This window comes from Clostridium sp. D5, from assembly GCF_000190355.1.
Lineage (GTDB): Bacteria > Bacillota > Clostridia > Lachnospirales > Lachnospiraceae > Faecalicatena > Faecalicatena fissicatena_A.
Window position 1 is genome coordinate 717,722 of sequence record NZ_GL870809.1, and the last position, 20,084, is coordinate 737,805.

16 protein-coding genes are annotated in these 20,084 nt (G+C 43.6%); 13 read left to right on the top strand and 3 right to left on the bottom strand.

Annotation, left to right across the window (positions count from 1 at the left end):
- The first annotated feature begins 1,049 nt into the window (after nucleotides 1-1,049).
- Both HMPREF0240_RS03125 and HMPREF0240_RS03130 read left to right on the top strand, forming a co-directional pair.
- The gene (locus tag HMPREF0240_RS03125) at nucleotides 1,050-1,226 is read left to right on the top strand and encodes a type II toxin-antitoxin system HicA family toxin (RefSeq protein WP_009001994.1); all 177 of its coding nucleotides are present in this window, start codon (nucleotides 1,050-1,052) and stop codon (nucleotides 1,224-1,226) included.
- 12 nt (nucleotides 1,227-1,238) lie between these two features.
- A complete protein-coding gene (locus HMPREF0240_RS03130; RefSeq protein ID WP_035312313.1) occupies nucleotides 1,239-1,628 on the top strand; it encodes a type II toxin-antitoxin system HicB family antitoxin in 390 nt (129 codons plus the stop codon).
- Here the strand turns inward: HMPREF0240_RS03130 and HMPREF0240_RS03135 are convergent.
- On the bottom strand, nucleotides 1,625-2,440 hold the full coding sequence (locus tag HMPREF0240_RS03135) for an AraC family transcriptional regulator (RefSeq protein WP_035312314.1): 816 nt from the start codon (nucleotides 2,438-2,440) through the stop codon (nucleotides 1,625-1,627). The two genes, HMPREF0240_RS03130 and HMPREF0240_RS03135, sit on opposite strands and share 4 nt — an antisense overlap.
- A gap of 212 nt (nucleotides 2,441-2,652) precedes the next feature.
- Between HMPREF0240_RS03135 and HMPREF0240_RS03140 the strand changes: the two genes are divergently transcribed.
- The 4 genes from HMPREF0240_RS03140 (at nucleotide 2,653) to HMPREF0240_RS03155 (ending at nucleotide 7,980) form a co-directional block, all read left to right on the top strand.
- The gene (locus HMPREF0240_RS03140; protein ID WP_009001997.1) at nucleotides 2,653-4,290 is read left to right on the top strand and encodes a glycoside hydrolase family 43 protein; all 1,638 of its coding nucleotides are present in this window, start codon (nucleotides 2,653-2,655) and stop codon (nucleotides 4,288-4,290) included.
- Nucleotides 4,291-4,307: 17 nt separating this feature from the next.
- Nucleotides 4,308-6,503, top strand: coding sequence for a glycoside hydrolase family 3 N-terminal domain-containing protein (locus tag HMPREF0240_RS03145; RefSeq protein ID WP_009001998.1), 2,196 nt, complete (start codon nucleotides 4,308-4,310; stop codon nucleotides 6,501-6,503).
- A 210-nt stretch (nucleotides 6,504-6,713) separates the two neighbouring features.
- Nucleotides 6,714-7,691 carry a flavodoxin family protein gene (locus HMPREF0240_RS03150; protein ID WP_009001999.1) on the top strand — a complete coding sequence of 326 codons (978 nt, stop codon included), beginning with the start codon at nucleotides 6,714-6,716 and terminating at the stop codon, nucleotides 7,689-7,691.
- Nucleotides 7,692-7,701: 10 nt separating this feature from the next.
- Nucleotides 7,702-7,980: an antibiotic biosynthesis monooxygenase family protein gene (locus HMPREF0240_RS03155; RefSeq protein WP_009002000.1), complete on the top strand. Its 279-nt coding sequence runs from the start codon at nucleotides 7,702-7,704 to the stop codon at nucleotides 7,978-7,980.
- 287 nt (nucleotides 7,981-8,267) lie between these two features.
- Here the strand turns inward: HMPREF0240_RS03155 and HMPREF0240_RS03160 are convergent, their stop codons facing one another.
- Nucleotides 8,268-8,891: an HAD family hydrolase gene (locus HMPREF0240_RS03160; RefSeq protein ID WP_009002001.1), complete on the bottom strand. Its 624-nt coding sequence runs from the start codon at nucleotides 8,889-8,891 to the stop codon at nucleotides 8,268-8,270.
- A gap of 27 nt (nucleotides 8,892-8,918) precedes the next feature.
- A complete protein-coding gene (locus HMPREF0240_RS03165; RefSeq protein ID WP_009002002.1) occupies nucleotides 8,919-10,097 on the bottom strand; it encodes an iron-containing alcohol dehydrogenase in 1,179 nt (392 codons plus the stop codon).
- 414 nt (nucleotides 10,098-10,511) lie between these two features.
- Between HMPREF0240_RS03165 and HMPREF0240_RS03170 the strand changes: the two genes are divergently transcribed.
- The 7 genes from HMPREF0240_RS03170 (at nucleotide 10,512) to HMPREF0240_RS03200 (ending at nucleotide 19,894) form a co-directional block, all read left to right on the top strand.
- Nucleotides 10,512-11,315, top strand: coding sequence for an aldolase (locus HMPREF0240_RS03170; RefSeq protein ID WP_009002003.1), 804 nt, complete (start codon nucleotides 10,512-10,514; stop codon nucleotides 11,313-11,315).
- 27 nt (nucleotides 11,316-11,342) lie between these two features.
- Entirely contained in the window at nucleotides 11,343-12,374 is a 1,032-nt protein-coding gene (locus HMPREF0240_RS03175; RefSeq protein WP_009002004.1) for an alcohol dehydrogenase catalytic domain-containing protein, read from the top strand.
- Between the two features lie 82 nt (nucleotides 12,375-12,456).
- Nucleotides 12,457-13,413 carry a sugar-binding domain-containing protein gene (locus tag HMPREF0240_RS03180; protein WP_009002005.1) on the top strand — a complete coding sequence of 319 codons (957 nt, stop codon included), beginning with the start codon at nucleotides 12,457-12,459 and terminating at the stop codon, nucleotides 13,411-13,413.
- Between the two features lie 113 nt (nucleotides 13,414-13,526).
- Complete coding sequence (locus HMPREF0240_RS03185) at nucleotides 13,527-14,876, top strand: APC family permease (RefSeq protein WP_009002006.1); 1,350 nt, start codon at nucleotides 13,527-13,529, stop codon at nucleotides 14,874-14,876.
- Between the two features lie 29 nt (nucleotides 14,877-14,905).
- The gene (locus tag HMPREF0240_RS03190; protein ID WP_009002007.1) at nucleotides 14,906-15,802 is read left to right on the top strand and encodes a riboflavin kinase; all 897 of its coding nucleotides are present in this window, start codon (nucleotides 14,906-14,908) and stop codon (nucleotides 15,800-15,802) included.
- Nucleotides 15,803-16,482: 680 nt separating this feature from the next.
- Nucleotides 16,483-17,454, top strand: a complete 972-nt coding sequence (locus HMPREF0240_RS03195; RefSeq protein ID WP_083806108.1) for a hypothetical protein — start codon at nucleotides 16,483-16,485, stop codon at nucleotides 17,452-17,454.
- Nucleotides 17,455-17,482: 28 nt separating this feature from the next.
- The gene (locus tag HMPREF0240_RS03200; protein WP_009002009.1) at nucleotides 17,483-19,894 is read left to right on the top strand and encodes a helix-turn-helix domain-containing protein; all 2,412 of its coding nucleotides are present in this window, start codon (nucleotides 17,483-17,485) and stop codon (nucleotides 19,892-19,894) included.
- Nucleotides 19,895-20,084 lie beyond the last annotated feature (190 nt).

Consider the following 20,084-nt stretch of genomic DNA (forward strand, 5'->3'; position numbering starts at 1 on the left):
ACATTCACCGCTTAATCTGGTGATTAAGCGGCTCAGGTGTTCTAAAAAGCTGCTTCGGAAGCAGCTTTTTTCGCGCTGATTTTGCGGATTTCCTCTAACTGCTGCTATGCTCGCTAAAAGCATTTCCAACAGGACAGGTGTTTTTCACAGTCCGTCCCGGCTCACGGTAAGCTGGATTCATCCGCCGATAGGAAAGAACTCGTTCCCCGGTTGGGTCCCGGACCGGGACAGTGGATGGGATAGAATTGGTGTAACTTTTATCTCCCCAGTATGATTTGGATGCTTTTATACTTTATGGGCTTGGATTTATTTTAAGCTATACTCAAGTTTATTAAAAGGACTATTGGGGATATGAAAGTTACGCCAATTCTATTCCATCCGTTGCCCCGGTTTGGGATCCCCACCGGGGAACGAGCCCTTTCCTACCGTCTGGATGAGCCAGCTTTATGACAGGGATGCCGGGGAGGTACTGGGGCTGCAGAGAGAATTAAAAAAAGGGTACTTGAAAAATTCAAGTACCCCGTGTATAATTTATTTAGAAGTAATCAAAAGACATTATCCGGTCTGATGATTGCGCTTCGGATAACTACATAATTTTTAGTTATGGGCTATCCTCTAGGCTGGTAGAGGATAGCTATTTTTTGTCAGGATGATTATCTATGTAAGTTAATGCTGCAAAAATTACCAGCACTAATGTCAACACTTCAAGTGTATTCATTCTATATTTCGTCCTTCGTTCATTTCTGAAGGAAATCATCAGACTATCCTCTACTTCTATTCAATTATACATGGTAATCTTAACATGAGGATTTGTAATGTTCAATGAGAATCTTCTGTAGTTTTAATTGATGTATGTCCTTATTTTACAGTAGCATATATGTTTCCCTAAACATATAAATACATTGATTATTTGTGGTTTGCACCACGAGTTGTTGTATTAAAAGTATCTTTTTTGCGATTCGCAATGAAATTCTCAAAGTTAAAAAACGAAATTACATAAGTTTACAATTGACAACACGTATTATACGTATTAAAATAAAAGGAGGAACATGAGAGACAAAGAATTATTAAGACTTATGAAGAAAAATGGCTGGAAAGTTGTCCGTATACAGGGGAGCCATCATATTATGCAAAAGGATGGAAAGACAGAAGTAATTCCAATACATGGAAGAGAAGTGCCGCCGGGATTGCTGAATGCAATTTTAAAAAGAACGAAAATTAGGTGAGGAGTGAAAATTATGTTGTTAGTTTATCCAGCAATTTTCCATAAAGAAGAGAATTATTGGGTGGAGTTCCCAGATCTCGAAGGATGTCAATCTTATGGAACAACAATTAATGAAACGATGGAAAATGCCCAGGAGGCTTTGCTTGGATATGCACTGGTCCTGCTGGAAGAAGAAAAGTTACTTCCACATCCATCAGATGTAACTTCAATTGAAACGGATCCGGATAGTTTCGTGAGTCTGGTATCCTGCTCTTTGGATGAGTGTAAAAATACGAAGGCGGTGAAAAAGACGCTTACAATACCATCATGGCTTAATGACAGAGCTATGGCGCTTGGGATTAATTTCTCTAAGACTCTGCAGGAAGCGTTATTGAATAAGATTCAAAATCGAAATTGTGATTAAGAAAGTTTCCGATACCATTCTGGTGTTACGCCAACCATTTTTTTGAATATCTTACCAAAGTAGCTGGGGCTGTCAAAGCCGCAGCTTTTTGCTATGTCCATGACTTTTTTTTCTGGATATTGAATGAGCTGCTGGCGGGCATGTCCAATTCGGATCTCTGTCAGGCAGTTGATGATGGTCTGCTCTGTGGCTGACTTGAAAAGGGCACACATATAGTCTCGTGACAGATGGGTGACATCAGATAAATCAGTCAGGCTGATCGGTTTTTGATAATTATCTTCCAGATAAGTAACCACCTTTAAGACAAGATCATTCTCCTGCACATAAGATAACTCGTGCGTGTGGGTAATACATTGAGAAATGTCTAATAAAAAATCGTAACACTCTTTTGAACTGGCAAGTGTTCGATTGACGGAGCGGTTTTCGTGCAGCCATAAAAGACTCTGAATATGCTTTTCAAAGACAGTGGTATCCGAAAAATGATAGGCGCCGGAACGGCTCATTTGGAGCGAATCCAGCAGTTCTGAACATAAGGAGCCGTGAAAAGCGACGATATGCAGGGTCCAGTTATCTGTAATGGCCTGATAAATATGAGGCTCATCCGCTTTAATATGAAATCCATGGCCTTCGGAAATGATAGAACGCTGATTATTTAAAATTACTTCGCCTTTGCCTTTGGCACAGTAGAACCACTGGTAAAAGGAAACGCCTTTTGGACGATGGACTGGCTCCTGTAAATGGTTTGCGCCGAACATCCATAGTTGTAACGGCAGGTTCTGCCGGAATTCCCCGGAGTGAAATTGATAAAGCATTTGAAACCTCCTGATCACGATATTGTTATATTAATATAATAATATTTAGATTGAAGATATATGTCAAGCTTTTATAATAGAAATTAGAATGTTCCTGCCCGAACCATTTATGTGCATGCACGGAGGGGGCGAACAGTAATATTAGAGTAACAGTTCAGACTTGTCTGAACTGTTACATATTAGAAGAAATTGTGATAAATAAGGAGAGGAAAATGAAAAGAAAAATTGTGAACCCGGTTATTCCGGGATTTTATCCGGACCCGTCTATCTGCAGGGTGGGGGATGATTATTATATTGCATGTTCCAGTTTTGAACTTTATCCGGGAATACCTGTCTTTCACAGTAAGGACCTGGCCCATTGGGAGCAGATTGGGCATGTGATGACAATGGATAACGGATTTCATGTGGAGAAGAACAGCATGGTAGGGGGCGTGATGGCTCCGACTCTGCGATATTACGATGGGTTATTTTACCTGATTAATGCGAACTTCAGCGATAAAGGAAATTATATTGTGACCGCAAAAAATCCGGCGGGACCATGGTCAGAGCCGAACTGGCTGGATGATGTACCGGGTATTGATGCCTCTGTTTTTTTTGATGATGACGGGAAAGCATATATTCTGGGGACCGGAGATGTCTGGGACAACGGTGCGGGCAAAATGGAACGCGGAATCTGGATTGCCGAATACGATATTCATAATTTTAAAATGAAGGGAGAACCCGTCACGATCTTCAATAGTGCGCTTCGTGTCGGTGCATCTCCGGAAGCGCCGCACATATATCATGTGGGAGAGTATTATCATTTGATTATCGCAGAAGGAGGCACGGAACACTATCATGCCGTCATGTCGGCCAGAAGCAGGGATATCTTTGGTTTCTTTGAAGCAAATCCGGCAAATCCGGTTATGACACATCGGAATATGGGATTTAAAAGCCCGATCATCAATGTGGGACATGCGGATCTGGTTGAACTTCCGGATGGCTCCTGGTATGCAGTGATGCTGGCTTCCCGTCTGATTGACGGCAAGTGTAAGAATCTGGGAAGGGAGACGTTTCTTTGTCCGGTTGTATGGGAACGTGACTGGCCGCTGTTCAGCCCTGATACCGGGAAGCTTGAATGGGAGTATGAGGCACCAAAATGTCTTCCGCAGATGGAATACCCGGTTAAAAAGACATTTTTTGATTTTAAAGAACAAGTACTGGAGGAAGAATGGCTGTGCTGGGGAACTCCATACGAGAAATACTATGAAATAAAGGATTCCAGACTATATCTGCAGTGTAAAAGGCAGAGACTGGATGAACCGCTCAGGCAGATGGGATTTGATTGTCCAAAGTCGAAAGACTGTTTTGTATCAATGCTAGGGCAGCGGCAGTGCCAGCCTTATACGGTCATAACATCAAAAATGGTATTTATGCCGCAGGAGGGGGAGGCGGCCGGGCTTGCAGTGATACAGGCGATGAATCACCAGATGCATTTCTGCAGAACATGCACAGGTGAAAGGCAGTTTCTGCAGCTGACGGTAACAAGTGCTGAATATGACAGCCCTCCGTATTTCCCGGGATTTGCCAGCACCAATAGAAGTACGGTTCTGGCAGAAACAGAATGGAATTCAGAAGAAATTGTCCTGCAGATAGAGATGGAAAATGAGAAGTTTACGATTCGTTATGGTACATCGGAAAGCGCATTGCAAGAGCTGGCTGTTGTGGACGGGGCCTTATTGAATCCGGAAAAAGTAGGTTGTATGTCGGGAACCGTTGCCGGGATGTATGCAACAGGAAATGGAGAGGACCGCGGTCATTATGCCGGATTTGACTGGTTTGAAATAAAATCAAAGATCCCGCAGCAATAAATGATAAGGAGAAAACAATGCATTTATCAAAAGAACAAAACACAAAGGTTGAAGAGCTTTTAAGTCAGATGACGCTGGAAGAAAAAATCGGGCAGATGAACCAGGAATCGCCGTCCATCGTGGGCGGATTTGATGTCCCATTTGAGGAACTGATCGAAATGATGACGGATGGAAGGATCTCGGCGGAAGAGTTTCAGAATATGATGTCCGCAGCAGAAAGAGATTTTCATGAGAATGACATCCGCGCAGGAAAGGTTGGATCTTTGCTTCTGGATGATCCCGGAAAAAGTAACGAGCTGCAGAGGATCGCAGTAGAGGAGAGCCGCCTGGGAATTCCGCTTATTATTGGGTTTGATGTGATTCATGGATATCGCTCGGTGTATCCGATTGCGATTGCAGAGGCATGCTCTTTTGATGAGGTGTTATTTGAGGAGACTGCGCGTATTGCGGCTGAAGAATCGAGAGCATATGGAATCAACTGGAACTTTGCGCCCATGATCGATGTGGCACGGGATGCAAGATGGGGACGCGTATCAGAAGGCCCGGGGGAGGATCCATGTCTTGCATCTGCATTTGCCAGGGCAAAAGTAAGGGGACTGCAGGATGACAGTGCGGATTCCTATGTGGCGGCCTGCCTGAAGCACTATGTGGCCTATGGGGCGTGTGAGGCGGGGAGAGATTATAATACAACGAGCATGTCCATTTCACAGCTTTATAATGTATATCTGCCGCCATTTAAGGCTGCGGCAGAAGAAGGCGCGGCCACGGCGATGGCATCTTTCAATGATCTGAATGGAGTGCCATGCACGGTGAATTCCTACACATTGCGCACAATCCTGAAAGATACATATGGTCTGGAAGGCTTTGTGGTGAGTGATGCAAATGGGATAAAAGAATGTGTCACGCACGGGATTGCAGAAGATGATGCAGATGCCGGAATTCAGGCGGTAAAAGCAGGGCTTGATATGGATATGGGAACGCATATTTATAAAGAATACCTGAAAGATGCCGTTTCGGCAGGAAAGGTTTCTGCGGACGTGATTGACGATGCGGTGAGAAGAATTTTATCTGTAAAGATGTGGCTGGGACTGTTTGAAAATCCGTATGTGCCGGAAAAGACCATGGCAAAATACCAGGACATACTCCCCAAAAAGCATGTAGAAAAGGTTCGGGAGGCGGCCGAAAAATCAATCGTCTTATTGAAAAATGAGAATCAAACCTTACCTTTGAAGCGCAGTCAGAAAATCAGCCTTGTGGGCTGTCTGGCTGCTGATAAAAGCGAAGTCTGCGGTGCATGGGCCATGGGATGGAAAGAAGCAGACTGCGTGTCCATTCTGGACGGTCTGAAAGGTGCCGGGGCAGATGTGGTTTATTATCCATGCGGCGGACCGGTAGGGGATATCAGTGAAGAGGAGATTCAAAAGGCCAGTGCAGATTGTGATGTTATCGTGGCAGTAGTGGGGGAGCTTACCAATATGACGGGAGAGGCCTCCTCAAAAGCAAATATCAAGATGCCGGGAAAACAGAGAAAGATGCTTGAAAAACTGCTGGAATCCGGTAAGCCCGTGATAGCGGTACTGATGAACGGGCGTCCGCTGGCGCTTGGATGGGAGGATGAACATCTCCCCGCAATTCTGGAATGCTGGCATCTTGGGATACAGATGGGAAGTGCGGTGGCGGCCGTCCTTCTGGGGGATAAAAATCCGGAGGGAAAGCTGTCGTCTTCGTTCCCCTATGCCAATGGTCAGTGCCCGGTCTATTATAATCATCCAAATACCGGAAGACCTGGAAGCAGGAGCAAATTCACATCCAGATATCTGGACGTGCCATTTGAAGCACTCTATCCGTTTGGATATGGACTCAGTTATACAACATTTGAGTATCAGGAGCTGAAAGCAGAAGAAACGGAGGATTCGGTAAAAGCTGCGGTAACGGTGAAAAATACGGGCACAGTGGATGGCAGAGAATGCGTACAGCTTTATATGCAGGATGTGGCGGCGGGACTGGTCCGGCCTGTGAAGGAATTAAAGGCCTTTCAAAAAATCTTCCTCCCTGCAGGAACAGAAAAAAAGATAGAACTGGAATTGAAGAAACAGGATATGGGATACTATGACAATGACGGAATCTATCGCTTAGAAGACGGGATGTTCCGGATATATGCGGGCGGCAATTCCAGAGACTGCCTGTGTGAGGAACTTAGAATCGAATTTTAAAGTTGTCAAAAACGGAGGTCCAAAATCTATATATGATTGTGACCTCTGTTTTTTTATGCTGAAAATCAAAAAAGTAAAAAGTCAAATATGGTGCCGGAAAAAAGGCATAAAAGGAAAAGCTATCTAAGAAATTATAAGATATACTCAGTACATACAAAAAATGCGTTCCGGGTTTGAAAAGGAGTGCGTGAGAAGGGAAAGGAAGAAAATATGAAAGTTTTAGGATTATCATTTGGTAAGAAAAATGCAAACGACGATATTTTAGTAAAAGAAGCGCTTTATGGGGCAAGGGAAGCATTTCCGGATGCAGAGATTAAATTTATCAATACGCAGAGACTGACAATTGATCGCTGTATCGGCTGCGGGGCATGTTCTGCATGTCTGGAAAAGGGCGGGGATAATGATTGTATTATCAAAGATGATTATCAGATGGTGGAAGAGGCCGTGAGAGCAGCCGATGCCATTATTCTGGCGGCTCCGGTATATGTGCTTCAGCCGGTAGGACAGTTCAAAAATCTGGTTGACCGTTTTGGCTGCAGACATGATGTATCCGCGATCAACTGGGTGCTGGATAAGAGAAGAAGCGGGGAGATGCCGGGAGATGCAGATGCATATCCGATCGAAAGATTAAGAAGGCGTACCGTGTCTTACATATCAGTCGGCGGGGCGACAACAGATAACTGGACGTCCATGGGGACAGCAAGCTTACATTTATTCGGTTTCCCGGCAATGATGAAGGTGGTAGCCAATTATAATGCGAACTGCATGGGAACCGTTGCGAATCCATATTTGGATGAAGAACTCATCGGACATATGCATGAAATTGGAAAACGTACGGCAGCAGCTGTCAATATGGAAGACAAAGATGTAGAATTCTATGGACCAAAAGGAATGGGAACCTGCCCGGTCTGCCATCAGGACCTGCTGATGGTAAACGGAACAACGACGGTGCAGTGTCCGATCTGCGGGATTGAGGGAAAATTGTCTGTAGATGGCGAGAAATTAAACGTGGAATTCTCAGAAGCACAGCAGGCAAGAGCAAGAGGAACCTTTGCCGGTCTGAGAGAACACACTACAGAAATCCAGGGATTTGGGGCAGTCTGTATGCCTAAAATCATGGCGAACAAAGAGCTGCTGGAAGAAAAAATGAAGCGTATTAAAAATTTTGATGAGATGATTAACGCATAGGAGAAGACTCGTGACATTAGTAATTACAGAAAACATTGTAAGCAATAGAGAAGAATATCTGAAACTGGCAAGAGCATTTGCAGAGGATGGCAGGAATGATAAAGGCTGTCATGGCATGGAGGTCTATCTTGATCCGGAGAAAACGGATACTGTTGTATTTGTATCAACATGGGATGCGAAGGAAGATTTCCTTGGACATGTGCACGGGCCGTCATTTGCGAAACATATTCCGGGCATGGCACCATATTACGTGTCAGGATCAGACAGGGTTTTAGTGGACGGGCTTTAGGAGTGGGCTTGGATGGGGACGCTTCATGATGGGAGAGATCGTCCTCGCGCGGCGAAAGGGAGAGGGGGTGTGAACATTTTGAGAATTCATTTGGATCACCTCCGGAAAGATTGCAGTAGTGCGTAGAGATTGGCTTATATACGCCGCGGAGTCTGCAGCAATGTAAACTATACATATTCATATGTGGCCTCCTATTGTATGCGGTAATCCCTGTTATCATTAGTTTCAACACTTATAGTTAACAGGTAAATCCACGAATCTACAATTGTGAGGTCACTTCATATTATCTAAATAAATGCCAGTAAATCTGAAGGATTACGGATATAATAATCAGCCTCAATGCCTTTCGCCCTATAGCATCCCCACAAAGCCAGCCCGCCCTTGATTCCGGCATTGGCCGCACAAAGCATATCATTCTGTGAATCTCCGATATAAATCGAATCAGATTCTGTGCCCCCTAACCTCGTCATGCATTCAAGGAGTGGCGCCGGATGTGGCTTGTGGAACTGGGTGTCATCAGTACAGATCACGCAGTCAAACAGTTTTGCACAGGGCAGGCTTCCGAACCCACCTTGAAATTGATTCCGGGTTTTTGAAGTCACGATTCCAGCTTTGCACCCCCTATATTTTAACAATTCAATAGTTTCTTCCATCTCCGGGAATATAGTGATAGTATTGACATATTTCTCATAATACTTCTGTCCGTACTCTTCTAACAAAGTCTCCCAGCCATCTATCCCTAAATGGTTACCCAATTCCGTATTAGGCAGTCCTAATGCAAAAATAAGCTCATCCGAGGTATAGCTCTGATGCGCCTCCGATAGCAGCAAGTCCTGCAATGAATGGAGGATTGCTGCTGTACTATCTGTAATTGTACCATCGATATCAAACAAAAAGGTATTATAATGCATAAATATAAATCTCCAATTTCAGTGAATTTACAGTGTGGGATGCTTCCCGTAATAGCAGGCATCATATAGCTGTAATCCTTTTTCATAGGTCATTTTAGCCGGAGATACCATTGTGGCAAATGCGTTCAGAGATATCTCAGACCAGACAGGTACCCTCTTAAAATACTCATGTTCATCAATGCCTAGAGCCTGAAAGCTGGTGTCTACAGATAATTCTTTCATCAATGTGAAGAGATGCTCTGTCAGCGCCTGCGTCAGTTCCTGTGCTGTCCCGGTATAACCCAAGCGTCTGGAAATGGCTTCATAGGAAGGGTGTGCTTTACAAAGCCCAATCGTGTATGGCAGCATCAAGCCGCAGACTTTGCCATGGGCATATCCAAATGCAGGACCCGGATGGTCATAGGAATGGGCAATGCCGGTACAGGAATTGGTAATTGCACATCCCGCAAGAGCTGACGCAACATGCAGCCTTTCCCTGGCGAGAGAAAGGCTTTTGGTGTCGGTGTTGGTACTGACAGCCAAAGGAAGGTTCTCTAAAATGTCAACAGCAGCTTCCAAAGCAATGGCCTGCGTCATGCAGGATGCATTTGCGGCGGTGCTGGATTCTATTGCATGGGTCAAGGCGTCGAAAGCAGTGGCAATCCGGATGGAATCGGGAAGAGAGTCCGTCAGATTGGCATCCAGAATGGCATAGTGTGGAATCAGGTTATGATCCATCAGTAATTTTTTAATCTGATTCTCAGAATCGATAAACACAGCTACGGAAGTTGCTTCAGAGCCGGTTCCGCTTGTGGTAGGCACAGAAACATGCACTGCCTTTTTACCAAGTGCGGGAAGGGTAAAGGGAGTCAGGGAATCTTCAAAGCTCATTTCGGGATTCTCATAGAAGAGATGGATTGCCTTCGCTGTATCCAGCACGCTCCCTCCCCCTACTGCAAGTATCATATCGGGTTCGAAATCCCTTACTGTTTCCATACATTGAAAAATATCCTGAATATTTGGTTCGTTGCGGATTTTCGCAAAGCAGCAAACCAAAGCTTGAGTTTCTTCTGCTATTGCTTCAATCACCTTTTCTAGTTCAGGGGAGTAGCTTCTGCCTCCCCGTACAATACCAATTCTCTTTTTTCCCAGAGTACTGATAAATGATATAGAACCGCGTCCCGTTACGAATTGAGGTGTATAAAATCTGGAAAAAGTTTGTTCCATAAATATTAGCTCCTTTCAGCTTTCGTATTCTATTGAATAATCTAATCCTACTACAAAGTTACAAATGTAGTCAACATGAGAAAAAGTAACAAAAGTATTAGCGTGAATTTGTGCTAAATGTACAAAAATGTAAATATTAAGAGCGAGCGTGTTGACTTATTCGTGCATAGATGATATTCTTGCCATGTCGAGTGACAAAAGATACAGCATTGTTACAAATGTAATGCGTCGAGCGTAACATGACAAAAGAAACAAGTCGAATACGATAAGACAAATGAAGCGAGTCGAACATGGTAATACAAGTGAAGCAAGCCGAACGCGATAAGACAAATGTAACAAGAAAAACAAGTGTAACAAGAAAACAAACACAAAAGTAGCAGAAACCAAAAGTAGGAAGATTGAAAGGAGAACATTATGTCAAACGTAACACAAAGAATGAACCACATTATTCAGCCGGACGGAAGAACTTTTATCATGGCAATGGACCACGGAGCTAATTTCAGTGTACTGCCTGCAATGAAGGACCCAAAGACATTAATCCGTGATATTGCATCAGCAGGTGCTGACGCATTTTTATCCACAGTAGGGATGGCAGACAAATTTGCAGACTCTTTTATTGGAAAGGGGATTATATTAAGAATCGATGGCGGAGTATCTTTCCTCGGGGACCATTCCAAACCGATGCAGATTGTTGCAGACGCAGAGGATGCATTACGTCTTGGAGCAGATTCTGTCATTACGATGGGCTTCCCGGGATCGGTCTTCGAAAATGAAGTATTGAGCAATTTATCCAGAGTATGTTTGGATTGCCACAAATGGGGAATCCCAGTAACCGCTGAAGCACTTCCTAGGGGGTTTGAGAAAGCAGAAGATTCCAGAACACCGGATAATATCACATTTGCCTGCCGTCAGAGCGTAGAGCTGGGAGCAGATATCGTAAAGACAAATTATACCGGAGATCAGGATAGCTTCCATGCATTGGTGGAAAGTGTATATGCACCAGTTGTGATACTTGGGGGAGCAAAGAAAGTACCGGAAGAACAGCTTCTTCAGGAAATTAAAGATGCATTAGATGCAGGTGCGGCCGGAATTGCGATGGGAAGGAATATCTGGGGACATGAAGATCCTGCAAGATATGCCTCTGCAATTGCAAAGTTAATCCATGAAGACGCAAGCGTTGAAGTGGCATTGAAAGAAATCCATTCAAAGGTAATATAAAAAATAAAGTAAAGAGAAGGATAAGATATGAGTACATATAAAGTTAGTGTTTTAACAGAAAAAGGAAAAATTGAAATCAAAGAACTGGAAAAAAAACAGCCGTCTGGAAAACAAGTCCTTGTTAAGATTGATTCTTGTGCTATCTGCACTTTAGAACAGCGTTTTTATACAGGAGTCATGAACCGGTATCCATTTGCCGGAGGACATGAGGCAGCAGGCATTGTTGAGGCAGTGGGCGAAGAGGTAAAATCTGTAGCGCCTGGTGATAAAGTAACAGTCCGTCTTCTGACTTCCTGCGGAGAATGCTACTACTGCCGTAACGGACATGAGAACCAGTGTGTCGTATCTTTCATTGCAGAGACGCATGAAGGGATTGGCGGGCCGGGTGGATTATCTGAGTATATGATGGCTGATGCAAAGAATATCTATAAGATGGCAGATGATATTAATCTGGAACATGCGGCACTGACAGAGCCTCTCGCATGCTGTGTACACAGTATCCAGAATGCGGATGTCCAGATGGGAGATGATGTAGTTGTCATCGGTGTTGGAATAATGGGTGCGCTCCACATTCAGCTGGCTAAGTTAAGAGGGGCACGTGTCATTGCATGTGAAGTGGATGATGCCCGTCTGGAGGTTGCCAGAAAAATGGGGGCAGATATTACAGTCAACACAAAGGGCATTGATGCAGCAGCTAAGATAAAAGAACTTACGGATGGAAGAGGCGCAGATGTCGTATTCTGTACGGTTGCTATATCTGAAATCGCAGCTGATGCCGTGGGAATGGCAGGAAAGATAGGGAGAGTCGTATTCTATTCCTCTTTCCATCCGGACAATCCGATTGAAATAAGCCCTAATAAAATACATTCAACAGAGCAGATTCTCACAGGGTCAGTGAATCCGCAGACGAAAGATTTCTTAATCGCGACAAGGCTGCTTTCCGGTAAGCTGATAGATGTTTCAGAACTCATATCAGCAACGATTCCTCTGAATGAGATAGAGGATGCATTTAATAAGGCAGTTGATCCTTCAACATATAGGATTATCGTGAAATGTTAATCTTAAAATAGATTGATTAAAATAGATAAATTGCGTAAAATGTACCTATCCAAGTTATTTGCATGGAAGGAGAGGTACAGATATGTTAAAGCAGAATTTAACAGAAGAGCTTATAAACGAGTATACGCGAGTGGCCTATTACTACCATAAAGCCGGTATGACCCAGGAAGAAATCGCGAAAAAGATGTCTATGTCCAGACAGAGGGTGAACAGGATTCTTGCGGAATGTATTGAACTTGGAATCGTACAGATTCAGGTTGTCAACATCAATGAGAATTATCTGGAAATCGAAACTGTCCTTGAACAGAAATATAACCTGAAGGGTGTATATGTCATCAATAATCTTGTAGAAGAGAATATACACGAAGATTTAGGGATTGCTGCGGGCAGGTACATCGGACAGTTTATTAAGGACGGGGATATTATCGGTTTCTCCAGGGGCCGTGCTACGGCTGCTATGGTAGACCATATGCCTCTTCTGCAGAGGACAAAGCTTACTGTTACACAGCTTTTGGGCAGTGAGAACAAGGACGAGCAGCATATAGCGGTAGATGACATTGTATACCGTTTTGCGGAAAAATTGCAGGCAAAGGCTACGATGCTTTATGCACCTGTTATTGTACAGAACAGCGAATTGCGGGATTCTATTATGCAGGAGCCTTTCTTTACGGAAGCTTATGCGGCATTAAAAGCGTGCAATGTGGCGATTGTAGGTGTTGGTACATCTGACAGCCAGTTGGAACATCTGTCTCCGCTTTATGCCATCAAGAAGTCTGAATATGGGAAGATGTGGGATGAAAGTGTTGCAGGTGAAGTCAGCACACATTTCTTTGACAAAGAAGGGAAGCCTGTAATCCCTGATTTCAGAAACAAAATCATAGCGATTTCGTTAGAAGATTATATGAGCATTCCCATTCGGGTTGGAATCGCAGGTTTGCCAGTGAAGGCCAATGCCATTCATGCTGCATTGAAAGGCGGCTACATCAATGTATTGGTCACAGATTTGGAAACCGCGAAGATTTTAATAGAGAAACCATAAATCATGGATAACCGCGTTTGATAGATCCTTCGTCTGACTATTATCCATGATGTGAAAAACGGAAAGGAGAAGGCTGGACAAGAAGGTTTTTTTGTTGTGCCTAAAAATAAAGTATGTCAAATAACACGGGTAATAATCAAGGCGGTTCATTAGGGTTAGTTGCATGTGTGACAATGATTGCAGGAGGAATGATAGGGAGTGCTATTTTCTCTCTATCCGGGCTGACCGTATATCAGGCTGGCCCAAGTGCCATACTGTCATGGGTCATTGCTGCTGCTATCATGCTGATTTATGGGTTGGTAGTAGCGGAATTATCAACTATTTTTCCAAAATCAGGAGGGGTGTTTGTCTTCCCGTCCAAAGCACTTGGCAAGAGTGAGAAGACCGGAAAATTGTGGGGCTGGATTTCCACATGGGGTTATATTAATGCAAATATCGTAGCAATTGCATTTGCTGCAATTTATGTTGGGACTTATTTAGGGGTAGGCTTCCCTGTCTATGCAGACAAACAGATTCTGCTTGCACTCATTGCTGTGGCATTCTGCTTCCTTCTGAATACTTTGAAATTTGCGGTAGCCGGCAAGCTGAATAATATCCTCGTCGGAGGTCTTCTTATCACAATGCTGATTTATATTTGCGTAGGGATATTTGGCGGTAGTTGGGATGCTGCACAGCTCACTCCGTTCTTTACGCAGGGAGCCGCAGGAAATGCAGGGTTCCTTCGGGTTGTGCCGACGGCTATGGTTGGGTATGGTTCCATTGTAGCCATCGCATTCATGGTATCGGAAGTAAAGAATCCGAATAAAAATGTACCAAAGTCTATCTTGATTGCTATGTCTATCGTGGTCTGCCTGTATGCATTGATTATACTTGCTACAGTTGGCCTGATAACAGCCGGTTTCTTAGCTGAGAACCCGGGAATGAGGTTTATTCCGCTTTATGCAGCAAGCTTTACGAAGCTAACGGCGTATCCATGGATTGCCAAGGTAATTTCCATAGCAGCCGTATTGGCACTGCTTACTACCATGCTGGTGGTGATTGCCCTGACTTCAAGGGCAATTCAGGCAACGGCGGCAAGCGGACTTCTGCCGAAAAAATTAGCAGAGAACGGAAAGACCGGCACACCGCTGTATGCAACTATTTTAGTGGCTGTTTTGAGTGCCATCGTATCATGTTTTCCTGACCTGACAGCAGAAATTGTAAATTTAGGAGCGTTGTTTGCGGCTCTGACAATCAGTATAAACTGTGTTTCACTGATTGCAGCCCGCAAGAAAAATGAATATGTTCCGGGTAATTTTAAAGCTCCCGGCGGCAATGTACTTCCGATTCTGGTATTGGCAGCATTAATAGCATGTTATATACCTGACATTATAGGAGGGGGCTGGAAGTTATGGGGCTATACAATAATCTGGTATATAATCGGACTCTTAATTTACAGTTATTATTCAAAAAAATCTGCATGATAAAAGTGGACAGGAAGGAAGATAAAGATATGGATCGATTAAAAAATATTGAAAACATGGAGAGTACGTGTGTGGCATTCGGCAGTTTTGACGGGATACATAAAGGACATCTTGCAGTTGTAGAAAAGCTGGTAGCAGAAGGTATAAGGAAAAACTGTAAATCAGTAGTCTTAAGCTGTTTTTCAGAAGAAGAGGCAGTAAAGAACAATGTGCTGACAACAGAAGAGGAAAAAGCATATTTTCTGGAGAAAGCCGGAGTAGATACTTTTGTTTCTTATAATATAGAAGGAACACAGACAGAAGAGTTCCTTCGCACAATGATTATAGGGACTCTTGGAGCCAAGGTAATCGTTGCTGGTAAAGAAAACAAAGAACTTTCAATGCTGGAACATATCTGTGGACAAGAAGGTATTGAACTAATTACTGTAGAAACCGCCAGATATCATGGTGATGTAATCACAGGCAGCCTTATAAGAAAAGCATTTTTAGATTGCAGATTCGAAGATGTTATGGACATGTGCGGACACCCCTATGTCATGATAGGAGAAGTACAGCATGGGAAAGCACTTGGGAGAACTGTAGGTATGCCAACAGCGAACCTGGGGGTAGCGGACAGAAAGCTTATGCCGCCCAGCGGTGTATACGCCACACTTACTAATATAGAAAACGAAGTGTACAAGGGTCTGACCAACATAGGCACAAGACCTTCTGTAGACAGTATGCCCTACATTACAATTGAAACCTTCCTACTCGATTTTTCCAGAGACATCTATGGAAAGACATTGGTTATGGAAGTACATCTCTATATCAGGGGAGTTCAGAAATTTGACAGCTTGGACAAAGTTCAGGAACAGGTCCAGAAAGACCTGAATCAAGTAAAAGAATATCTGGATTCAACAGACCAGACATGCAAAGTAGGAGCTTAGTGAGCAAGCTTTTGCCTTGTGAACGGATGAAGGGGGGACGCCTGCCGGGGAACGGGACGGGGTTCAAACGAAAGCATATAACCTGTTTGGAATATTGTCCGTTACGTTAAACAGCAGTAAGAGGAAACACACGAAATCAGTCGGCACATACGCATTCACCGTCTAATCTGATGATTAGACGCTCAGGCGTATCCAAAAGTTGCTTTGGAAGCAACTTTTGCCCGGCTGATTTCGTGTGTTTCCTCTTACTGCTGTTAATACTACATCATAATTCGTATTTGTCATCATTATACTCACCTCTCTATTCGCCAAGCAATATGAAATCCATTCTTGAAGATGAACGATCACGCGCAGCCGGTTCACATCCGCTGCCAGGCCCCTGACTCGCCTTGTCATTTGCGTTCTCCCCCCCGTCCGCGCCCGAGACTGAAGCTCGTTCGCTTTATGAAGTTATAAATAGACTAGCGTTCAAGAAATTATTATGCTAAAATATGTTAAAAGCATAGGTATATTTCTAAAACTTCTGATCGGGTAAGCCCGGGTCTGGTATCATTTCTAATGACAGATATCAATAAAAGAAATCTCAATGCTTTGGATTCCATTTTAAACAGCAGAGAGGTTTCAGTTATGGATAGCAGAGTATTTAGAGCCTCCTGCGCAATTACGAAGGAGGCAGATATATGCAGAAAGACACAAAAAACAAGGAAACAGTGCGACAGATCAATCATGAGCGGGCAAGTGAAAACGAGAGTGCGATACATGTGAAACGCACCTACAAGTCCAAGCTGTTCGAGATGATATTCAGCGAAAAGAGGGCATTATTGGAACTGTATAATGCGATGAATGGGACGGACTATGAGGATCCCGGATTGCTGGAGATCAATACCCTGGAAAATGCAATATACATGTCAATGAGGAATGACCTGTCATTTATCATAGATTCCCGTCTGGCGTTATATGAGCATCAGTCCACTTACAGTCCCAACCTTCCGCTGCGCTGCCTGATGTATGTGGCAGATTTATATTCGGTAATTACGAAAGATGCTAACTTGTATGGGACAAAGGCTGTACCGATCCCGACGCCGAGGTTTGTGATCTTTTACAATGGCACCGGGAAAATGGAGGATGTGAAGGTATTGAGGCTTTCCGATACATTTACAATTCCAGAAAAAGAGTATGCTCTTGAGCTGACGGCAGTCATGTTCAATATAAATCAGGGGCACAATAAGAAGCTTTTAGATACATGTAAGACATTGAAAGATTATTCAGAGTATGTAGCGAGAGTGAGGGAATATGCTGGAAGCATGAGTCTGGAGGCGGCAGTAGAACTGGCGATCACAGAATGCATCAGGGATGATATTCTGGCAGAATTTCTTAGAAAGAACAGATCGGAGGCGAAAAGCGTGAGTATCTACGAATATGATGAAGAAAAGCATATGCGGCACGTGAAAGAAGAAGGGCGAGAGGAAGGCCGCCGGGCGGGATTGCTGGAAGGGCATCAGAATGGAGTGCAGGAAGGCATACGAATCTTAATAGAGTTTTGCCGCGAAATGAATTGTTCCAGGGAAGATACCGAAGTTCAGGTGGCAGAAAAATTCGGACTGGAGCAGGTCCAGGCCGGGGAGTATATGAAGAAATACTGGAAAGATTAGGACAGATATACGGGAGAACAGGGATGTTATGCGTAATATAATGGATTTTGAATTTGGGACTGACAAGGTACAGGATACACATTTTCATCAGAATCTGGAGATCATTTACATATTAGACGGCGGAATGGAAATCAGGATAGAATCCGAGTCCTATGAACTGAATAAGGGGGATTTTGTGCTGGTGAATGCCAATAAAAGACATTCCTGCCGCGAGATCAAACCGGAACTGCTGACTGCCTGTTTTCATATTAATTTTTCCATGTTATCGGAATATCTGGAAACGAATCAGCTTCTGTTCTGGTGCAATACGGCAGCAGACAAAAATGATGAGTATGACCGGCTGAGGCAGGCGCTGGACCGCATATTGAACCATTTCTATGATAAGGATAAAGAGGGGGCACTTTATCTGAACGGCATTTACTACAAGACACTGTACCTCCTGGCAAGTACATTTATGATCAAGGCGGATGACAGCAGACTGAAGGATCAGATCAGGCCGGATAATTTGCGCATTATGGACATCCAGAATTATGTACAGCTGAACTATCAGAAACAGATCAGCTTGAATGATCTGGCTAAAAAACTCTTTTTATCAAATGCATATTTGTCAAAGTATATTAAGAAGAATTTTGGGCTCAGTTTTGTGGAGTATGTCAATAATATCCGTTTGTTTCATGCCGTGGATGAACTCTTATACAGTGAAAAGAAAATCACAAGAATTGCATTGGATAACGGCTTTGCAACTACGGCGTCTTTTAACAAGGCTTTCAAAGAAATCTATAATGTGACACCGTCGGTATACCGCAGTACTGTGAAGCGGGAATCCGAAAATAATGAGAAGGATACAGATTCACAAAAACATCTGGAACAGAGAATCAGGGCATACCTGTCGGGCAAGGAAGTGAAGGCCGGTAGTAAAAAGGCCCGGAATGTTGATGAGATTACAGTGGATGCAGGCGGAGAAAAAAAGGAATTAAAGAAAAACTGGAATCAAATCATCAACATCGGCAAAATAGAAGGTCTGCTGGACAGCACGATGCAGAAGCAGATTCTGGTTTTAAAAGAAGAATTGGGATTTACATATATCAGAATCTGGAATATCTTTGTGGAAGATATGTATGAAGAAGCGGAAGGTGAATGGAGATATAACTTCAGCCGTGTCGGCAGAGGACTGGACTTTCTGGTTGACCACCACTTAAAACCGTATATTGAACTGTCTTTCAAACCTATGAATGTCACCTGGTCTATTAACTCTTCCCTGAGCAGTAAGAAGAATGACATTATATTTCATGACGACCAGAGCTATAAAAAGGTGATGAATGATTTTTCCTCGTATCTGATCAACAGGTACGGAGCGGATGAGGTCGAAACCTGGTATTTCGAATTGTGGAGGGACGAAAGGTTAAATATGCTGGACGAGAACGGCTGGTATTTTAACTGCTTTGAGATTGGTTATGAAGCATTGAAACGGATTTCCCCTAAGATCAGGGTGGGAGGGGCCGGATTTGCTCTCGGGTATGACAGATATCAGTATCACAGACTGATTCAGAACTGGAAAACCCGGCAGATTCATCCGGATTTTCTTAGTGTATATTCGTATTCCTATCTGTTGATCCAGCAGGATGGGGTGTATTTTGGAAAACGCTCCGTGGACAATGGGTTCGTGAAAAATCAGCTGGAGATATTCCGGCAGGTGCTGCAAGAAGAGGACTTTGACCCAAAGGAACTGGATATCACGGAATGGAACTTCACGATTTCAAACAGGAACTGCATCAACGACAGCTGTGCGCACGGTGCATATGTGATGAAGACCTGTATAGATGCAGTAGGAAATGGCGCTGATAAGATGGGATTCTTACACGGACTGGATCTGCATTCAGAATTTTATGATACGGAAGCGGTTCTGTATGGCGATAACGGGCTTTTATCCCACGACGGAATCAAAAAGCCGTCTTTCTATGCGTTCCATTTTATGAACTTTCTCAAGTCAAAGCTGGCAGGAAAAACGGAACATGCCCTGATATCCACGGACGGGCGGGATGATTATACGATTGTCTGCCACAACTGTAAGAAATTCAGTTATCGTTATTTAATGAAAGAGGAAAAAGACATTCAGATAACAGATCAGGATGAAATATATGAAGACCTGGATGAGATGAATTTAAAAATCACTATAAACAATGTGAAAAACGGGGATTATCTCATGCGGATCTATTATATAAATCGGGAAAACGGCAGTGTACAGGATATCTGGAAGGACATGGATTATCTGAAAAATATGTCCAAGGGTGAATGTGATTATATGCAGAGGGCAGCAATGCCGAAAGTTGAGATGAAAAAAATAAAAGTAGAAGACAGGGTGCTGCGAATCGAAACAAGACTGCAGGCACATGAAATCAAGGCATTGGAAATCCATTATCAGATTTCTGAGTATAGTTGACGGGACGCTCCATGAAGGGATAGCCGAAAGCCTCCCTAAGAACATACCTGTCCTTTCAAAAACGCGGGCACGGACCTAAGAAATTCTAGGCGGGAAACAGCCGCGAAAATGGAGCACAGCTGACACATCACAAGAAATCAGATGATTTCTCGCGCTGGGTCAGCTGATTTTTTGATTCGGAATCAAAAAA

Coding starts and splice junctions, on each gene's coding strand:
- HMPREF0240_RS03125 (WP_009001994.1), top strand. CDS start 1,050: ATGAGAGACAAAGAATTATTAAGACTTATGAAGAAAAATGGCTGGAAA.
- HMPREF0240_RS03130 (WP_035312313.1), top strand. CDS start 1,239: ATGTTGTTAGTTTATCCAGCAATTTTCCATAAAGAAGAGAATTATTGG.
- HMPREF0240_RS03135 (WP_035312314.1), bottom strand. CDS start 2,440: ATGCTTTATCAATTTCACTCCGGGGAATTCCGGCAGAACCTGCCGTTA.
- HMPREF0240_RS03140 (WP_009001997.1), top strand. CDS start 2,653: ATGAAAAGAAAAATTGTGAACCCGGTTATTCCGGGATTTTATCCGGAC.
- HMPREF0240_RS03145 (WP_009001998.1), top strand. CDS start 4,308: ATGCATTTATCAAAAGAACAAAACACAAAGGTTGAAGAGCTTTTAAGT.
- HMPREF0240_RS03150 (WP_009001999.1), top strand. CDS start 6,714: ATGAAAGTTTTAGGATTATCATTTGGTAAGAAAAATGCAAACGACGAT.
- HMPREF0240_RS03160 (WP_009002001.1), bottom strand. CDS start 8,891: ATGCATTATAATACCTTTTTGTTTGATATCGATGGTACAATTACAGAT.
- HMPREF0240_RS03165 (WP_009002002.1), bottom strand. CDS start 10,097: ATGGAACAAACTTTTTCCAGATTTTATACACCTCAATTCGTAACGGGA.
- HMPREF0240_RS03170 (WP_009002003.1), top strand. CDS start 10,512: ATGTCAAACGTAACACAAAGAATGAACCACATTATTCAGCCGGACGGA.
- HMPREF0240_RS03175 (WP_009002004.1), top strand. CDS start 11,343: ATGAGTACATATAAAGTTAGTGTTTTAACAGAAAAAGGAAAAATTGAA.
- HMPREF0240_RS03180 (WP_009002005.1), top strand. CDS start 12,457: ATGTTAAAGCAGAATTTAACAGAAGAGCTTATAAACGAGTATACGCGA.
- HMPREF0240_RS03185 (WP_009002006.1), top strand. CDS start 13,527: ATGTCAAATAACACGGGTAATAATCAAGGCGGTTCATTAGGGTTAGTT.
- HMPREF0240_RS03190 (WP_009002007.1), top strand. CDS start 14,906: ATGGATCGATTAAAAAATATTGAAAACATGGAGAGTACGTGTGTGGCA.
- HMPREF0240_RS03195 (WP_083806108.1), top strand. CDS start 16,483: ATGCAGAAAGACACAAAAAACAAGGAAACAGTGCGACAGATCAATCAT.
- HMPREF0240_RS03200 (WP_009002009.1), top strand. CDS start 17,483: ATGCGTAATATAATGGATTTTGAATTTGGGACTGACAAGGTACAGGAT.